This is a genomic window from Klebsiella indica (assembly GCF_005860775.1).
In the GTDB taxonomy this organism is placed as follows: Bacteria; Pseudomonadota; Gammaproteobacteria; order Enterobacterales; family Enterobacteriaceae; genus Klebsiella; species Klebsiella indica.
Map to the genome: position 1 here is coordinate 154602 of NZ_VCHQ01000002.1, position 16379 is coordinate 170980.

General features: G+C 55.1%; 15 protein-coding genes. 14 read left to right on the top strand and 1 reads right to left on the bottom strand.

The features are described from left to right. Positions 1-2: 2 nt before the first annotated feature. The 9 genes from nnr (at position 3) to hflC (ending at position 10234) form a co-directional block, all read left to right on the top strand. The gene (nnr, locus tag FE839_RS01910; RefSeq protein ID WP_171034800.1) at positions 3-1514 is read left to right on the top strand and encodes a bifunctional ADP-dependent NAD(P)H-hydrate dehydratase/NAD(P)H-hydrate epimerase; all 1512 of its coding nucleotides are present in this window, start codon (positions 3-5) and stop codon (positions 1512-1514) included. Beyond that, complete coding sequence (gene tsaE, locus FE839_RS01915) at positions 1507-1968, top strand: tRNA (adenosine(37)-N6)-threonylcarbamoyltransferase complex ATPase subunit type 1 TsaE (protein WP_138358580.1); 462 nt, start codon at positions 1507-1509, stop codon at positions 1966-1968. The genes nnr and tsaE overlap by 8 nt, the downstream gene beginning before the upstream one ends. 16 nt (positions 1969-1984) lie before the next feature. Further along, positions 1985-3304, top strand: coding sequence for an N-acetylmuramoyl-L-alanine amidase AmiB (amiB, locus tag FE839_RS01920; protein ID WP_138358582.1), 1320 nt, complete (start codon positions 1985-1987; stop codon positions 3302-3304). A gap of 10 nt (positions 3305-3314) precedes the next feature. Then, positions 3315-5204 (top strand): DNA mismatch repair endonuclease MutL, encoded by a 1890-nt coding sequence (gene mutL, locus FE839_RS01925; protein ID WP_138358584.1) that lies wholly within the window; start codon positions 3315-3317, stop codon positions 5202-5204. Further along, the gene (gene miaA, locus FE839_RS01930) at positions 5197-6147 is read left to right on the top strand and encodes a tRNA (adenosine(37)-N6)-dimethylallyltransferase MiaA (protein WP_138358586.1); all 951 of its coding nucleotides are present in this window, start codon (positions 5197-5199) and stop codon (positions 6145-6147) included. The genes mutL and miaA overlap by 8 nt, the downstream gene beginning before the upstream one ends. A gap of 90 nt (positions 6148-6237) precedes the next feature. Continuing rightward, entirely contained in the window at positions 6238-6546 is a 309-nt protein-coding gene (gene hfq, locus FE839_RS01935; protein ID WP_138358588.1) for an RNA chaperone Hfq, read from the top strand. Positions 6547-6621: 75 nt separating this feature from the next. Next, positions 6622-7902, top strand: coding sequence for a ribosome rescue GTPase HflX (gene hflX, locus FE839_RS01940; RefSeq protein WP_138358590.1), 1281 nt, complete (start codon positions 6622-6624; stop codon positions 7900-7902). A 65-nt stretch (positions 7903-7967) separates the two neighbouring features. Then, positions 7968-9224 carry an FtsH protease activity modulator HflK gene (gene hflK, locus FE839_RS01945; RefSeq protein ID WP_138358592.1) on the top strand — a complete coding sequence of 419 codons (1257 nt, stop codon included), beginning with the start codon at positions 7968-7970 and terminating at the stop codon, positions 9222-9224. A gap of 2 nt (positions 9225-9226) precedes the next feature. Continuing rightward, positions 9227-10234 (top strand): protease modulator HflC, encoded by a 1008-nt coding sequence (gene hflC, locus FE839_RS01950; RefSeq protein ID WP_138358594.1) that lies wholly within the window; start codon positions 9227-9229, stop codon positions 10232-10234. Positions 10235-10279: 45 nt separating this feature from the next. Here the strand turns inward: hflC and FE839_RS01955 are convergent, their stop codons facing one another. After that, complete coding sequence (locus tag FE839_RS01955) at positions 10280-10573, bottom strand: hypothetical protein (protein ID WP_138358596.1); 294 nt, start codon at positions 10571-10573, stop codon at positions 10280-10282. Positions 10574-10782: 209 nt separating this feature from the next. Here FE839_RS01955 and FE839_RS01960 point away from each other — a divergent pair, with 209 nt between their 5' ends. The 5 genes from FE839_RS01960 to rlmB all read left to right on the top strand — a co-directional run bounded on the left by FE839_RS01960 (position 10783) and on the right by rlmB (position 16254). Further along, on the top strand, positions 10783-10980 hold the full coding sequence (locus FE839_RS01960) for a DUF2065 domain-containing protein (protein ID WP_138358598.1): 198 nt from the start codon (positions 10783-10785) through the stop codon (positions 10978-10980). 102 nt (positions 10981-11082) lie between these two features. After that, entirely contained in the window at positions 11083-12381 is a 1299-nt protein-coding gene (purA, locus tag FE839_RS01965) for an adenylosuccinate synthase (protein WP_138358600.1), read from the top strand. Positions 12382-12532: 151 nt separating this feature from the next. Then, entirely contained in the window at positions 12533-12958 is a 426-nt protein-coding gene (gene nsrR / locus FE839_RS01970) for a nitric oxide-sensing transcriptional repressor NsrR (RefSeq protein WP_138358602.1), read from the top strand. Between the two features lie 37 nt (positions 12959-12995). After that, entirely contained in the window at positions 12996-15443 is a 2448-nt protein-coding gene (gene rnr, locus FE839_RS01975) for a ribonuclease R (RefSeq protein WP_138358604.1), read from the top strand. Between the two features lie 79 nt (positions 15444-15522). Further along, entirely contained in the window at positions 15523-16254 is a 732-nt protein-coding gene (rlmB, locus tag FE839_RS01980; RefSeq protein WP_138358606.1) for a 23S rRNA (guanosine(2251)-2'-O)-methyltransferase RlmB, read from the top strand. Positions 16255-16379: the final 125 nt, after the last annotated feature.

Here is a 16379-nt window from a genome sequence, read left to right on the forward strand (position 1 = left end):
CGATGACAAAAAACTCTGACAGTATACCACACATCATCTGGCCGGCAGATGCGCTACGGCAGGCGGAAAAAGAGGCGGCGGATAGCCTCGGGCTTACCCTATTTGAACTGATGCGCCGCGCGGGTGAAGCGGCCTTCCAGCTTGCCCGCGCGCAATATCCGGCCAGCCAGCACTGGCTGATTCTCTGCGGTCATGGTAATAACGGCGGCGACGGTTATGTGGTGGCCCGTCTGGCGCAGGCGCAGGGGATTAAGGTTACCCTGCTGGCGCTGGAGAGCGAGAAACCGTTGCCGGAAGAGGCCAGTGCCGCGCGTGAAGCGTGGTTGAGCGCTGGCGGTACGATCCATGCTGCAAACATTGTCTGGCCGGAAGATATCACGCTGATTATTGACGGCCTGCTGGGAACCGGGCTGCACAGCGCCCCGCGGCAAGAAATAGCCGAGATTATCGCCCATGCGAACTCGCATCCTGCCCCGGTTGTGGCGCTGGATATTCCTTCGGGGCTGAACGCGCAGACCGGGACGACGCCGGGGGCGGCGATCAATGCCGCGCATACCATTACCTTTATCGCGCTCAAACCCGGCCTGCTGACCGGTAAAGCCCGCGATGTCGTGGGCCATCTGCATCATCATGCTTTGGGGCTTGAGGGCTGGCTGGCAGGGCAATCTACGCGATTAAACCGTTTTGATGCTTCACAGCTCGCGGAGTGGCTGCCGCCGCGACGTCCCACATCGCATAAAGGCGACCACGGTAAACTGGTGATTATCGGCGGCGAACCGGGAACGGCGGGGGCTATCCGCATGACCGGCGAAGCCGCGTTGCGCGCAGGCGCGGGACTGGTGCGGGTTCTGACCCATAAAGACAATATTGGGCCGATTCTGACCGCCAGGCCGGAACTGATGGTCCATGAATTGACAGCGCGCTCGCTGGCACAAAGCCTGCAATGGGCTGATATCGTCGCGATTGGCCCGGGGCTGGGGCAGAGTGAGTGGGGCAAAAATGCGCTGCGCCAGACGGAGAATTTTCGTAAACCGATGGTCTGGGATGCGGATGCGCTTAACCTGCTGGCAATCAATCCCGATAAACGTCACAATCGCGTGCTGACACCGCATCCCGGCGAGGCCGCCCGTCTGCTGAACGTGAGTGTGGCAGAAATTGAAAGCGATCGCTTACATTCTGCACAACGTCTGGTAAAACGGTATGGCGGCGTTGTTGTGCTTAAGGGGGCGGGCACGATTGTCAGTAACGACGCTGGCGCAACAGGCATTATTGATGCCGGTAACGCAGGAATGGCCAGCGGAGGGATGGGCGATGTACTGACTGGTATCATTGCCGCATTGTTAGGGCAAGGTCTGACGCCATATGATGCTGCCTGCGCCGGATGCGTTGCTCATGGCGAAGCCGCCGACCAGCTTGCGGCCAGAAATGGCACGCGCGGCATGCTGGCGACCGATCTTTTTTCCACGCTCAGGCGTGTTGTTAACCCGGATGTGATTGACGTAGACCATGATTAACCGAGTGATTCCTTTACCTGATGAACAGGCCACTTTACACCTTGGCGACCGCGTAGCACAGGCGTGCACTGGCGCCACGGTTATCTATTTGTATGGCGATTTAGGTGCGGGGAAAACGACCTTTAGCCGCGGTTTTCTGCATGCGCTCGGTCACCGCGGCAATGTCAAAAGCCCGACGTATACCCTGGTCGAGCCTTATCACCTTGATCGTTTCGTGGTCTACCACTTTGATCTGTATCGCCTTGCGGATCCTGAGGAGCTCGAATTTATGGGGATCCGCGATTATTTTTCTGACGATGCCATCTGCCTGGTGGAGTGGCCGCAACAGGGCACGGGTGTCCTGCCTGAACCGGATGTCGAAATTCACCTTGAGTATCAGGCGCAAGGGCGTGAGGCGCGCGTAACGGCGGTCTCCGCATTGGGTGAGTCTTTATTGGCGCGTTTGGCGAATTAGCCTGAAGGACGACGGGATGATATATCGCATAATCAGTTGGCTGGCCGCCGCACTGATACTGTTCAGTATTCAGGTCTCTGCGGCAAGTTTATCCGATATTCAGGTCTCAAACGGAGATAAGCAGGCCCGCATTACCCTTAACTTTATCGGCAATCCTGAATATTCGTTTAGCCCTCAGGGCAAACGTACGGTGGCGCTGGATATCAAGCAAACAGGTGTGCTTCAGGGTCTACCGCTGCAGTTTAGCGGCAATAATCTGGTGAAAAGCATTCGTTCCGGTGCACCGCAGAACCTCCAGTCGTTACGCCTGCTGGTTGATTTAACCGCCGATGGGAAAACGCGGGCGGTGAAACAACAACACGGCTCTAACTATACCGTGGTGTTCACCATTAATGCCGACGCACCACCACCGCCGGTGGTGGTGAAACAGGTCGAGAAGCCCGTTCTGCAACCTGCTCGTCCGAGTGAACCGCCGCGTAATCCGTTTAAAGCCGATAATGACCGGCTCACTGCGGTGACCAGTACGCGTACCGCAACGGGCTCTGCGGCCCGCACCGTATCGACCAACGATAAAGTGATTATCGCTATTGATGCCGGTCACGGCGGTCAGGATCCGGGGGCTATCGGCCAGAACGGCACAAAAGAGAAGAATGTCACCATCGCGATTGCCCGTAAGCTTCGCACGTTACTGAATGCCGACCCGCAGTTTAAAGCGGTGATGACCCGTGACGGCGACTATTTTATTTCGGTAATGGGCCGTTCCGAGGTCGCGCGTAAGCAAAACGCTAACTTCCTGGTCTCTATTCACGCCGATGCGGCACCGAACCGCGATGCGACAGGCGCCTCGGTTTGGGTGCTCTCCAATCGCCGGGCAAACAGTGAAATGGCCGGTTGGCTCGAACAGCATGAGAAACAGTCCGAGCTACTTGGCGGTGCGGGTGATGTGCTGGCCAATAGCCAGTCGGATCCCTATCTGAGTCAGGCGGTGCTGGATTTACAGTTCGGTCATTCCCAGCGCGTCGGGTATGATGTGGCGACTTATGTGTTGAGTCAGCTACAACGTATCGGCGATTTACATAAGCGCCGTCCAGAGCATGCAAGTCTCGGCGTGCTGCGCTCGCCGGATATCCCGTCAATCCTTGTTGAAACGGGGTTTATCAGTAATACCGGTGAAGAGCGCTTGCTGGCCAGTGACGCTTACCAGCAGCAGATCGCGGAAGCAATTTATCACGGTCTGCGTAACTACTTTATGCAACATCCGCTGCAATCGGCGCCGCGAGGAGCGGCGGCGCAGACGGCCAGTGCAGGTGCGTCGGACGGTATGTTGTTAAATTAAGGAGACGTCCATGCCGATTCAGGTTCTGCCGCCGCAGCTCGCCAACCAGATTGCCGCCGGTGAAGTCGTGGAACGTCCGGCGTCGGTGGTTAAAGAGCTGGTGGAAAATAGCCTCGACGCCGGGGCGACACGCGTCGATATTGATATTGAGCGCGGTGGCGCGAAGCTGATCCGTATTCGTGATAACGGCTGCGGTATTAAAAAAGACGAACTGGCGCTGGCGCTGGCGCGTCATGCAACCAGCAAAATCGCGTCTCTTGACGACCTGGAGGCGATAATCAGCCTCGGTTTTCGCGGAGAAGCGTTAGCCAGTATCAGTTCAGTGGCCAGACTGACGCTGACGTCGCGCACTGAGGAACAGCAGGAGGCCTGGCAGGCCTATGCTGAAGGGCGCGATCAGGCGGTGACCGTCAAACCGGCGGCCCACCCGGTGGGGACGACGCTGGAAGTGCTGGATTTATTCTATAACACTCCCGCGCGCCGCAAATTCATGCGTACTGAAAAAACCGAGTTTGGCCATATTGATGAAATTGTGCGGCGTATCGCATTGGCGCGTTTTGACGTCACTATCAACCTGAGTCATAACGGTAAAGCGGTACGTCAGTATCGCGCCGTGTCGCAGGACAGCCAGCGTGAGCGGCGGCTTGGCGCCATATGCGGTACGCCTTTTCTTGAGCATGCGCTGGCTATCGAGTGGCAGCACGGCGATCTCATGCTCAGCGGCTGGGTGGCCGATCCTCTGCACACCAACCCGTCGCTGGCGGAAATTCAGTATTGCTACGTCAACGGACGGATGATGCGCGATCGCCTGATTAATCACGCGATTCGCCAGGCCTGCGAAGATAAACTGGGCACCGATCAGCAGCCTGCCTTTGTGCTGTATCTGAAGATCGATCCGCATCAGGTGGATGTGAACGTTCATCCGGCGAAGCATGAAGTGCGCTTTCATCAGTCGCGGCTGGTGCATGATTTTATCTATCAGGGCGTGCTGAGCGTGCTTCAGCAGCAACTGGAGGCGCCATTGTCGGCAGAGGGCAGTGAACCCGCGCCGCGGATGGTGCCGGAAAACCGTATCGCGGCAGGCGGCAACCATTTCGCTCAGCCGGCAGTCGCGCGTGAAACGGAGGCTCCCCGCTATCGCGACGAGCCCGCTACGCCGCGTTTTAATGCCGGAGGTTCACGAGAGCCCTCGGCTTCCGGTTCCTCTGGTGGCGCTAACTGGCCGCATGCTCAGCCCGGCTATCAAAAACAGCAGGGAGCGCTGTATCGCCAGTTGCTGGATACCCCGGCAGCGGAGCGAAAAGCGAAATCACCTGCTCCGGCAGAGGAAGGTCTGGCGGGGCACAGCCAAAGCTTTGGCCGCGTATTGACGATTGTCGATGGCGATTGTGCGCTGCTGGAGCGCGGCGGGCAGTTAGCACTACTGGCGTTGCCGGTTGCTGAACGCTGGCTGCGTCAGGCGCAGCTGACGCCTGGCGCGGAGGCGGTTTGCGCTCAGCCGCTGCTTATTCCACTGCGGATAAAGGTGTCCGAAAAGGAAAAAGAAGCGCTGAACCACGCGCGGTCGACGCTGGCCCAGGTCGGTATTGAGCTGCAGTCCGATGCGCAGCACGTGACTATTCGTGCGGTGCCTTTACCCTTACGACAACAAAATTTACAAATCTTGATTCCTGAACTGATAGGCTACCTGGCGCAGCAGCAAAAATTCGATGTTGGCAATATCGCTCAGTGGATGGCGCGTAATCTGGCGAGCGAGCATGCGCAGTGGAATATGGCGCAGGCGGTTGCTGTACTGGCGGACGTTGAACGTTTATGTCCGCAACTGGTTAAGGCGCCGCCGGGTGGTCTGTTGCAACCTGTTGATTTACATTCGGCGATGAATGCCCTGAAAGATGAGTGATGTAACCGAGGCGAGCCTGCCTAAGGCAATATTTTTAATGGGCCCGACGGCCTCCGGGAAAACCGCGCTGGCGATCGCCTTACGTAAAGTTTTGCCAGTGGAGTTGATTAGCGTTGATTCCGCCCTCATTTATCGAGGAATGGATATTGGGACGGCCAAGCCTGATGCCGCAGAGCTGCGCGCTGCGCCGCATCGTTTGCTGGATATTCTCGATCCGGCTGAGGCTTATTCCGCCGCGGATTTTCGGCGCGATGCGCTGGCCGGGATGGCGGAAATTGTCGCTGCCGGGCGTATCCCGCTGCTGGTTGGCGGAACGATGTTGTATTTTAAAGCGTTACTGGAGGGGTTGTCGCCTTTACCTTCCGCTGATCCAGCGGTCAGGGCCAGAATTGAGCGACAAGCCGCAGAGCAGGGGTGGAACGCGTTACATCAGCAGTTACAGGCGATCGATCCGGTTGCCGCCGCGCGTATTCATCCAAATGATCCGCAAAGACTTTCCCGAGCACTGGAAGTTTTTTTCATTTCGGGTAAAACTTTAACGGAACTGACGCAAACGTCAGGTGATGCTCTGCCGTATAAGGTGCATCAGTTCGCCATCGCCCCGGCGAGCCGTGAACTGCTCCATCAACGCATAGAACAGCGTTTTCATCAGATGTTGGCTTCAGGTTTTGAAGCTGAAGTACGGGCGCTATTTGCCCGGGAAGATTTGCATACGGATATGCCTTCCATTCGTTGTGTCGGATATCGCCAGATGTGGTCATACCTCAATGGCGAGATCCCGTATGATGAAATGGTTTATCGAGGTGTTTGCGCTACGAGACAGTTGGCGAAACGTCAGGTGACCTGGTTGCGCGGTTGGGAAGGGGTTCACTGGTTAGACAGTGAACAACCTGAACAGGCGTTCAACAAAGTATTACAGGTTGTTGGTGCTAGCCTGGACTGAACGTGTACAATTGAACGGGTATCGTGCGTAATTTTTAAGAATCGTAAGGTTCTGAGTACAAAACAAGCATACATATAAGGAAAAGAGAGAATGGCTAAGGGGCAATCTTTACAAGATCCGTTCCTGAACGCTTTGCGTCGGGAACGTGTTCCGGTTTCTATTTATTTGGTGAATGGTATTAAGCTGCAGGGGCAAATTGAGTCTTTCGATCAGTTCGTGATTCTGTTGAAAAACACGGTCAGCCAGATGGTCTATAAGCACGCAATTTCTACCGTTGTCCCGTCTCGTCCGGTGTCACACCACAGCAATAACGCGAGTGGCGGTACAAACAACTATCACCACGGTGGTGGTGCGCAGGGGTCGTCTGCGTCGCAGCAAGACAGCGAAGACACCGAATAAGGTCAGTGCTGTTTTTCCACGTCGGGGAGCCAGATTTTCTGCGTTCCCCGCTGGTATTTTATAAGGGGTTTACGCTTGTTTGACCGTTATGATGCCGGTGAGCAGGCGGTACTGGTACACATCTATTTTTCGCAAGACAAAGATATGGAAGATCTCCAGGAGTTTGAAACTCTGGCCTCTTCCGCCGGTGTCGAAGCAATGCAGGTGATTACCGGTAGCCGTAAAGCACCGCACCCGAAGTATTTTGTTGGTGAAGGTAAAGCTGTCGAAATTGCGGAAGCCGTAAAAGCGACCGGTGCGTCGGTCGTGCTCTTCGATCATGCCCTGAGTCCGGCGCAGGAACGAAACCTTGAGCGCTTATGCGAATGCCGGGTTATTGATAGAACCGGTCTGATTTTAGATATTTTTGCACAGCGAGCGCGTACCCACGAAGGGAAACTACAGGTTGAGCTGGCGCAGTTGCGTCATATGGCAACACGTCTGGTTCGTGGCTGGACCCACCTTGAAAGACAAAAAGGCGGGATTGGTTTACGCGGTCCGGGGGAAACCCAGCTCGAAACTGACCGTCGATTGTTGCGTAATCGTATTATGCAGATCCTGTCACGACTGGAAAAAGTTGAAAAACAGCGTGAGCAGGGACGGCGGTCACGTGCCAAAGCCGATATTCCCACCGTGTCGCTGGTCGGTTATACCAACGCCGGGAAATCAACGCTGTTCAACCAGATCACTGAAGCTGAGGTCTATGCCGCGAACCAACTGTTCGCCACGCTTGACCCAACGCTGCGCCGGATTGATGTCCCTGATGTGGGAGAAACCGTTCTGGCCGACACCGTGGGCTTTATCCGCCACTTACCGCACGATTTGGTCGCGGCATTTAAAGCGACCCTGCAGGAGACACGTCAGGCGGCGCTGCTGCTGCATGTGATTGACGCGGCGGATGTTCGCGTGCAGGAGAATATTGATGCTGTGAATACAGTCCTCGCCGAAATCGAGGCCGATGAGATCCCCGCGCTGCTGATCATGAACAAAATCGACATGCTGGATGATTTTGCGCCGCGTATCGATCGGGATGAAAAAAATAAACCGATTCGGGTCTGGCTTTCCGCTCAGACCGGGGTTGGTGTGCCACTTCTTTTTCAGGCTTTAGCGGAGCGACTTTCGGGTGAGGTGGCCCAGCATACGCTGCATCTGCCGCCCCAGGAAGGGCGTCTGCGGAGCCGGTTTTATCAGCTTCAGGCGATAGAAAAGGAGTGGATGGAGGATGACGGTAGCGTTGGTCTGCAGGTGCGCATGCCGATCGTTGACTGGCGTCGCCTCTGTAAACAAGAGCCAGCGCTGGTTGAATACGTGATTTGACCTTGCAGCTTGCCTGAAGATATTAACCCCTGTGGGGATATCAAAAACAAATATGGAGCATATACATGGCGTGGAATCAGCCCGGTAATAACGGACAGGACCGCGACCCGTGGGGAAGCAGCAATAACCAAGGCGGCAACTCTGGGGGAAATGGCAACAAAGGTGGTCGCGAACAAGGGCCGCCCGATCTGGATGATATCTTCCGTAAGCTAAGTAAAAAACTTAGCGGCCTGGGCGGCGGAAAAGGTGGACTGGGCGGCGGTAGCGGCTCCCAGGGATCGCGTGGCCCAATGGGGGGACGTATTGTCGGTATCGTTGCTGCTGCTGCGGTTATTATCTGGGCCGCCAGCGGTTTTTATACCATTAAGGAAGCTGAACGCGGTGTTGTCACCCGTTTTGGCAAATTCAGCCATCTGGTTGAACCCGGTCTTAACTGGAAACCCACCTTTATTGATAATGTCCAGGCGGTTAACGTTGAATCCGTACGCGAGCTGGCGGCCTCCGGTGTCATGCTGACGTCTGATGAAAACGTGGTGCGCGTTGAGATGAACGTGCAGTACCGCGTGACCGATCCGGAGCGTTACCTGTTTAGCGTAACCAATGCCGACGACAGCCTGCGTCAGGCGACCGACAGCGCGTTGCGCGGGGTTATCGGTAAATACACCATGGATCGTATCCTGACGGAAGGTCGTACCGTGATTCGTAGCGATACCCAGCGTGAGCTGGAAGAGACGATCCGTCCATATAACATGGGGATTACCCTGCTGGACGTTAACTTCCAGACCGCGCGTCCGCCGGAGGAAGTTAAAGCCGCGTTTGACGATGCGATTGCCGCGCGTGAGAACGAACAGCAGTACATTCGTGAGGCTGAAGCTTACGCTAACGAAGTTCAGCCGCGGGCGAACGGTCAGGCGCAGCGTATCCTTGAAGAGGCGCGGGCGTACAAGACGCAGACTGTTCTCGAAGCACAGGGTGAGGTGGCGCGTTTTGCCAAGATCCTGCCTGAGTATAAAGCAGCGCCGGAAATCACTCGCGAGCGTCTGTATATCGAAACCATGGAAAAAGTGCTGAGCCATACTCGCAAAGTACTGGTGAACGATAAAGGGAATAACCTGATGGTTCTGCCTCTGGATCAGATGCTGAAAGGCGCGGGTGCGCCAGCGGTAAAGAGCAATAGCAGTAGTGCAAGCGATCTGTTGCGTCTTCCGCCTGCGTCCAGCTCAAGCAGCGCCAGTAATGTTCAGACCTCAACGGGAGGCACCATTATGGACCAACGCCGCGCCAACGCGCAGCGTAACGACTACCAGCGTCAGGGGGAATAACGATGCGTAAATCTGTTATCGCGATAATTGTCATCGTGCTGGTGGTGCTCTACATGTCCATCTTTGTGGTTAAAGAAGGCGAGCGCGGCATTACTCTGCGTTTTGGTAAAGTGCTGCGCGACGATGAAAACAAACCACTGGTATACGCACCGGGTCTGCACTTCAAGATCCCTTTCATTGAATCAGTGAAGACCCTGGACGCGCGTATCCAGACGATGGATAACCAGGCCGATCGCTTTGTCACCAAAGAGAAAAAAGACCTGATCGTTGACTCCTATATCAAATGGCGTATCAGTGACTTTAGCCGCTACTACCTGGCGACCGGCGGCGGCGACGTCTCCCAGGCCGAGGTGCTGCTGAAGCGTAAATTCTCTGACCGTCTGCGTTCTGAAATTGGTCGTCTGGATGTGAAAGACATCGTAACCGACTCCCGTGGTCGTCTGACTCTGGAAGTGCGCGATGCGCTGAACTCCGGCTCCGCCGGGACCGAAGATGAAGTCAGCACGCCGGCTGCCGATGATGCGATTGCCAAAGCGGCGGAGCGTATCGAAGCAGAAACTAACGGTAAAGTGCAGGTGATTAACCCGAACAGTATGGCCGCGCTGGGTATTGAAGTGGTTGATGTGCGGATCAAGCAGATTAACCTGCCTGCCGAAGTTTCTGAAGCGATCTACAACCGTATGCGCGCCGAGCGTGAAGCGGTTGCTCGTCGTCATCGTTCGCAAGGTCAGGAAGAAGCTGAAAAATTGCGCGCGGCAGCGGACTATGAAGTGACGAAAACGCTGGCAGAAGCTGAACGTCAGGGGCGTATCCTGCGCGGTGAAGGCGATGCTGAATCGGCGAAGCTGTTTGCTGATGCATTCAGTCAGGATCCGGGTTTTTACGCCTTTATCCGTAGCCTGCGCGCCTATGAGAACAGCTTCCAGAGCAATCAGGATGTGATGGTGCTCAGCCCGGACAGCGATTTCTTCCGCTATATGAAATCGCCTGAGGCGGCGGCAACTCGCTGATAAGTGATGATGTAAGTAAAAAAGGCGCCGTAATCAGGCGCCTTTTTACATTGCGCAGAGTGAGTGACGAGGGCGCCCATTCAGCAGTTCATCGACAACAGGGACCCGTGCTGGCGTTTCTACGATAGCGCCGCTGATCATTGCGCCAGTATTTTCAACAATATCGGGAATATTCACCGGACCAAATATGGGCAAATCAACATTCAGATTGTCGCAGGGAAAGAATATTGCAGAACTTGCTTTGTTGGCTTGGCCCTGAGCGGCAAAACCACTTTGTCGCCCGCAGGCGCCGCTTACCACATTGATTTCAACAGCGAGCAATTCTCCGATAATCATCATCCTGATTATCTTATTGCCCGCATCTGAATCTGATATGCGACATTATAATTGACGCTTTAAAAAGAACATTTAATACAACAGGTTATAAATTTTATTTTATAAAATTGATTCATAATAGCAGTGAAATAGCGGACAATATGCTGCGAAAGCAAACATAACGTGGGCAACCCGTCGTCCGTACGGCGCGGCGTTTATATATAAGGTGAAAAATGAACTCAACTATCTGGCTGGCACTGGCGCTGGTTTTAATACTTGAAGGGCTTGGGCCACTGCTTTATCCACGCGCGTGGCGTCGGATGGTCGCTACCATGAGCCAACTGCCAGATAATTTATTACGCCGGTTTGGCGGGGGGCTTGTGGTTGCCGGAGTCGTCATCTACTACATGTTGAGGAAAACGATTGGCTGATCAAAAAGTGGTCGGATTTGCCGGTTTTAGCGTGCAAAAAGTGCTGTAACTCTGAAAAAGCGATGGTAGAATCCATTTTTAAGCAAACGGTGATTTTGAAAAATGGGTAACAACGTCGTCGTACTGGGCACCCAATGGGGTGACGAAGGTAAAGGAAAGATCGTCGATCTTCTGACTGAACGGGCTAAATATGTTGTGCGCTACCAGGGCGGTCACAACGCAGGCCATACTCTCGTAATCAACGGTGAAAAAACCGTCCTCCATCTTATTCCGTCAGGTATTCTTCGCGAGAATGTCACCAGCATCATCGGTAACGGTGTGGTGCTGTCTCCGTCTGCGCTGATGAAAGAGATGAAAGAACTGGAAGACCGTGGGATCCCCGTCCGCGAGCGCCTGCTGCTTTCTGAAGCTTGCCCGCTTATCCTTGAATATCATGTGGCGCTGGATGTTGCGCGTGAGAAAGCGCGTGGCGCGAAAGCCATTGGTACCACCGGCCGCGGTATCGGCCCGGCTTACGAAGATAAAGTGGCTCGTCGCGGTCTGCGCGTTGGCGATCTGTTTGATAAAGCCACCTTCGCTGAAAAGCTGAAAGAAGTGATGGAATATCACAACTTCCAGTTGGTGAATTACTATAAAGCGGAAGCGGTTGATTACCAGAAAGTGCTGGATGATGTGATGGCGATTGCCGACATTCTGACAGCGATGGTGGTTGATGTTTCCGACCTGCTCGCTCAGGCGCGTCAGCGCGGCGACTTCGTGATGTTCGAGGGCGCGCAAGGTACGCTGCTGGATATCGATCACGGTACCTATCCGTACGTGACGTCGTCCAACACCACCGCCGGTGGCGTGGCGACGGGTTCCGGTCTGGGGCCGCGTTATGTCGACTACGTTCTGGGCATCATCAAAGCTTACTCTACTCGCGTCGGCGCGGGTCCGTTCCCGACTGAGCTGTTTGATGAAACCGGCGAGTTCCTGTGCAAGCAGGGTAATGAATTTGGCGCAACGACTGGCCGCCGTCGTCGTACCGGCTGGCTGGATGCTGTCGCGGTGCGCCGCGCGGTGCAGATTAACTCCCTGTCTGGCTTCTGCCTGACCAAACTGGACGTGCTGGACGGCCTGAAAGAGGTGAAAATCTGTGTCGCTTACCGTATGCCGGATGGCCGAGAAGTGACCACCACTCCGCTGGCCGCCGACAACTGGGAAGGTATTGAGCCGGTTTATGAAATCATGCCCGGCTGGTCTGAAAGCACCTTTGGCGTGAAAGATCGCAGCGGGTTGCCGCAGGCAGCGCTCAACTACATCGCGCGCATTGAAGAACTCACCGGCGTACCGATCGATATTATTTCCACCGGTCCTGACCGTACCGAGACGATGATTCTGCGCGATCCGTTCGACGCATAATGATCTTCCAGAGGCGCCGTTCAGGCGCCTCTTGTTTTGCTGTTAGCCCGCCCATTTTAAATAAATTAGCGGCCTGAGCGCTGGCTGGTTTATCATCAATAGAAATGACGTCTACCGACACATCCTGTATTTCTTTTCCCTGAGGTTGATTGTGCAGTTAACGAGTTTCACTGATTACGGGTTACGCGCGCTGATTTATATGGCGTCGCTACCGGAAGGAAGAATGACCAGCATCACTGAGGTGACGGAGGTTTACGGCGTTTCACGTAATCATATGGTTAAAATAATCAATCAGTTAAGTCGGATAGGCTATGTCATGGCCGTTCGGGGAAAGAACGGAGGTATTCGCCTCGGTAAACCCGCAAATATGATTCGTGTGGGGGATGTCGTTCGCGATCTGGAACCGCTCACTTTGGTTAATTGCAGCAGCGAATTTTGCCATATTACGCCTGCCTGTCGTCTGAAACAGGCGCTTGCAGAAGCCGCGCAAAGTTTTCTCAAGGAACTGGACAACTACACGCTGGCCGATTTGGTTGAAAAGAATCAACCGCTTTATAAATTATTGCTGGTGGAGTGACGTAAACTTCACCAGAGATGACAACGGAGGAACCGACATGTCACAAGACCCTTTCCTTGAGCGCGAATCTGAAAAGTACGCCAATCCCATCCCGAGTCGGGAATTCATCCTCGATCATTTAGCAAAACGCGAAAAACCCGCCAGCCGGGATGAGCTGGCTACAGAACTGAATATTGAGGGTGAAGAACAGCAAGAAGCATTGCGTCGTCGGCTGCGAGCCATGGAACGCGATGGTCAACTGGTCTTCACGCGTCGCCAGTGTTATGCGCTGCCGGAACGTCTTGATCTATTGAAAGGTACCGTTATCGGTCATCGCGATGGTTATGGCTTCCTGCGCGTGGAGGGCCGTAAAGATGACCTTTATTTGTCCTCTGAGCAGATGAAGACCTGCATTCACGGCGACCAGGTGCTGGCGCAACCGCTGGGCGCTGACCGTAAAGGCCGTCGGGAAGCGCGTATCGTCCGCGTGCTGGTGCCCAAAACCGGGCAGATCGTCGGCCGCTACTTTACCGATGCGGGCGTGGGCTTTGTGGTACCGGATGACAGCCGCTTAAGCTTTGACATCCTGATCCCTCCGGAAGAGGTGATGGGCGCGAGAATGGGGTTCGTGGTGGTGGTTGAACTCACCCAACGCCCAACCCGCCGCACTAAAGCGGTCGGCAAAATTGTTGAAGTGCTGGGCGACAACATGGGAACCGGCATGGCGGTCGATATGGCCCTGCGCACCCACGAAATCCCCTACGTCTGGCCGCCTGCGGTAGAAAAACAGGTCGCCGGACTGAAAGAGCAGGTGCCGGAAGAGGCGAAAGCAGGGCGCGTTGATCTACGCAGCCTGCCGCTGGTCACCATTGATGGCGAAGATGCCCGCGACTTTGATGACGCGGTGTATTGCGAGAAGAAACGCGGCGGCGGCTGGCGCTTGTGGGTTGCGATTGCTGACGTCAGCTACTATGTGCGCCCGGGCACGCCGCTGGATGGCGAAGCGCGTAGCCGCGGTACGTCAGTCTATTTTCCGTCGCAAGTGGTCCCGATGCTGCCGGAGGTGCTGTCTAATGGTCTGTGCTCCCTGAATCCGCAGGTCGACCGGTTGTGTATGGTGTGCGAGATGACGATTTCGGCAAAAGGTCGGCTGACCGGCTTCAAATTCTATGAAGCGGTAATGAGCTCCCATGCCCGCCTGACTTATACCAAGGTCTGGCATATGCTGCAGGGCGACCAGGATCTGCGTGAACAGTATGCGCCGCTGGTGAAGCATATCGAAGAGCTGCACAACCTTTACAAAGTGCTGGACAGCGCACGTGAGGAGCGAGGCGGTATCTCATTTGAGAGTGAAGAAGCGAAATTTATCTTCAATGCTGAACGCCGTATTGAACGTATTGAGCAAACTCAGCGTAATGACGCGCATAAACTGATTGAAGAGTGCATGATTCTGGCGAACATTTCCGCCGCGCGTTTTGTTGAGAAGGCTGAAGAGCCAGCGCTGTTCCGTATTCATGATAAACCCAGTACGGAAGCGATTACCGCGTTCCGTTCCGTTCTGGCGGAACTGGGGCTGGAGCTGCCCGGCGGCAATAAGCCGGAACCGCGCGACTATGCGGAATTGCTGGAATCTATTGCCGACAGGCCGGATGCGGAAATGTTGCAAACCATGCTGCTGCGCTCGATGAAACAGGCGGTGTATGATCCGGAAAACCGCGGCCACTTTGGCCTTGCGCTCCAGTCTTATGCCCATTTCACTTCGCCGATTCGTCGCTATCCCGATTTGTCACTGCATCGCGCTATCAAGTATTTGCTGGCGAAGCAGCATGGGCATAAAGGCAATAGCACCGAGACAGGCGGCTGGCACTACAGCATGGAAGAGATGCTGCAACTGGGCGTCCACTGCTCGATGACCGAGCGTCGCGCGGATGAAGCTACTCGCGATGTGTCGGATTGGCTGAAGTGTGATTTTATGTTGGATCAGGTGGGTAACGTCTTTAAAGGCGTGATCGCCAGCGTCACCGGCTTCGGCTTCTTTGTGCGTCTCAATGAACTGTTTATTGACGGTCTGGTGCACGTTTCTTCGCTCGACAACGATTACTACCGTTTCGATCAGGTGGGTCAACGTCTGATTGGCGAATCCGGTGGTCAGACGTACCGTCTGGGAGATCGGGTAGAAGTGCGCGTTGAAGCGGTTAATATGGACGAGCGTAAGATCGATTTCTCGCTTATCTCCAGCGAACGGGCGCCGCGCAACGTCGGTAAGACCGAGCGTGAAAAGGCAAAAAAAGGTGCTGCGGGTAAATCGTCCGGGCGTCGTCGTCAGGCTGGGAAGCAGGTAAACTTCGAGCCGGATAGCGCATTCCGTAAACCGAAAGGCAAATCTCAGTCGAAGGCCGCTCAGCCAAAAGGCGAGAAGAAAGCGAAGAAGCCGTCGGCGAAAACGCAAAAAATCGCCGCCGCGACCAAAGCTAAGCGCGCGGCGAAAAAGAAAATCGCTGAGTAAATTGGATTCCCTTAACTCCCTGTATCGCGGGAAGAGCGGAGAAAGGGAGCTGATAACAGAAATTAAAACGAGTAGATAAATGAGTGAAATGATTTACGGCATCCACGCGGTGCAGGCACTGCTGGAACGCGCTCCTGAGCGCTTTCAGGAGGTTTTTATTCTGAAAGGCCGCGAGGATAAGCGCCTTCTGCCGCTGATCCATGCCCTGGAAGCACAGGGGGTGGTGATTCAGGTCGCCAGCCGTCAGTTCCTTGATGAGAAAAGCGAGGGTGCCGTTCATCAGGGAATTATTGCCCGCGTGAAGCCCGGGCGTCAGTACCAGGAGAACGATCTGCCGGATCTGATCGCCTCTCTCGATCAGCCGTTCTTTTTGATCCTCGACGGCGTGACCGATCCGCACAATCTTGGCGCCTGTTTGCGGAGCGCCGATGCCGCTGGCGTGCATGCGGTGATTGTGCCGAAAGATCGCTCCGCGCAGCTGAATGCTACGGCGAAAAAAGTGGCCTGCGGGGCGGCGGAAAATGTTCCGTTGATCCGCGTTACCAACCTGGCGCGCACCATGCGTCTGCTGCAGGAAGAGAACGTCTGGATCGTCGGCACCGCCGGCGAGGCCGACCATACGCTGTTCCAGAGCAAAATGACCGGCTCGCTGGCGCTGGTGATGGGGGCGGAAGGCGAAGGTATGCGTCGCCTGACCCGCGAGCACTGCGATGAATTAATCAGTATTCCCATGGCCGGTAGCGTTTCGTCGCTGAATGTATCTGTCGCCACCGGGATTTGCCTGTTTGAAGCGGTACGCCAGCGCAGCTAATTAAAGCCGCTATAAAACCAAAAGCCCCAAACCATCCTTCGGGATGGTTTTTTTGTGACTGCTTTCGCGGGCGTGGTTTGTTCCCGGTGACCATACTTAATGGCGACGCCATTGAAGGAGGGAAA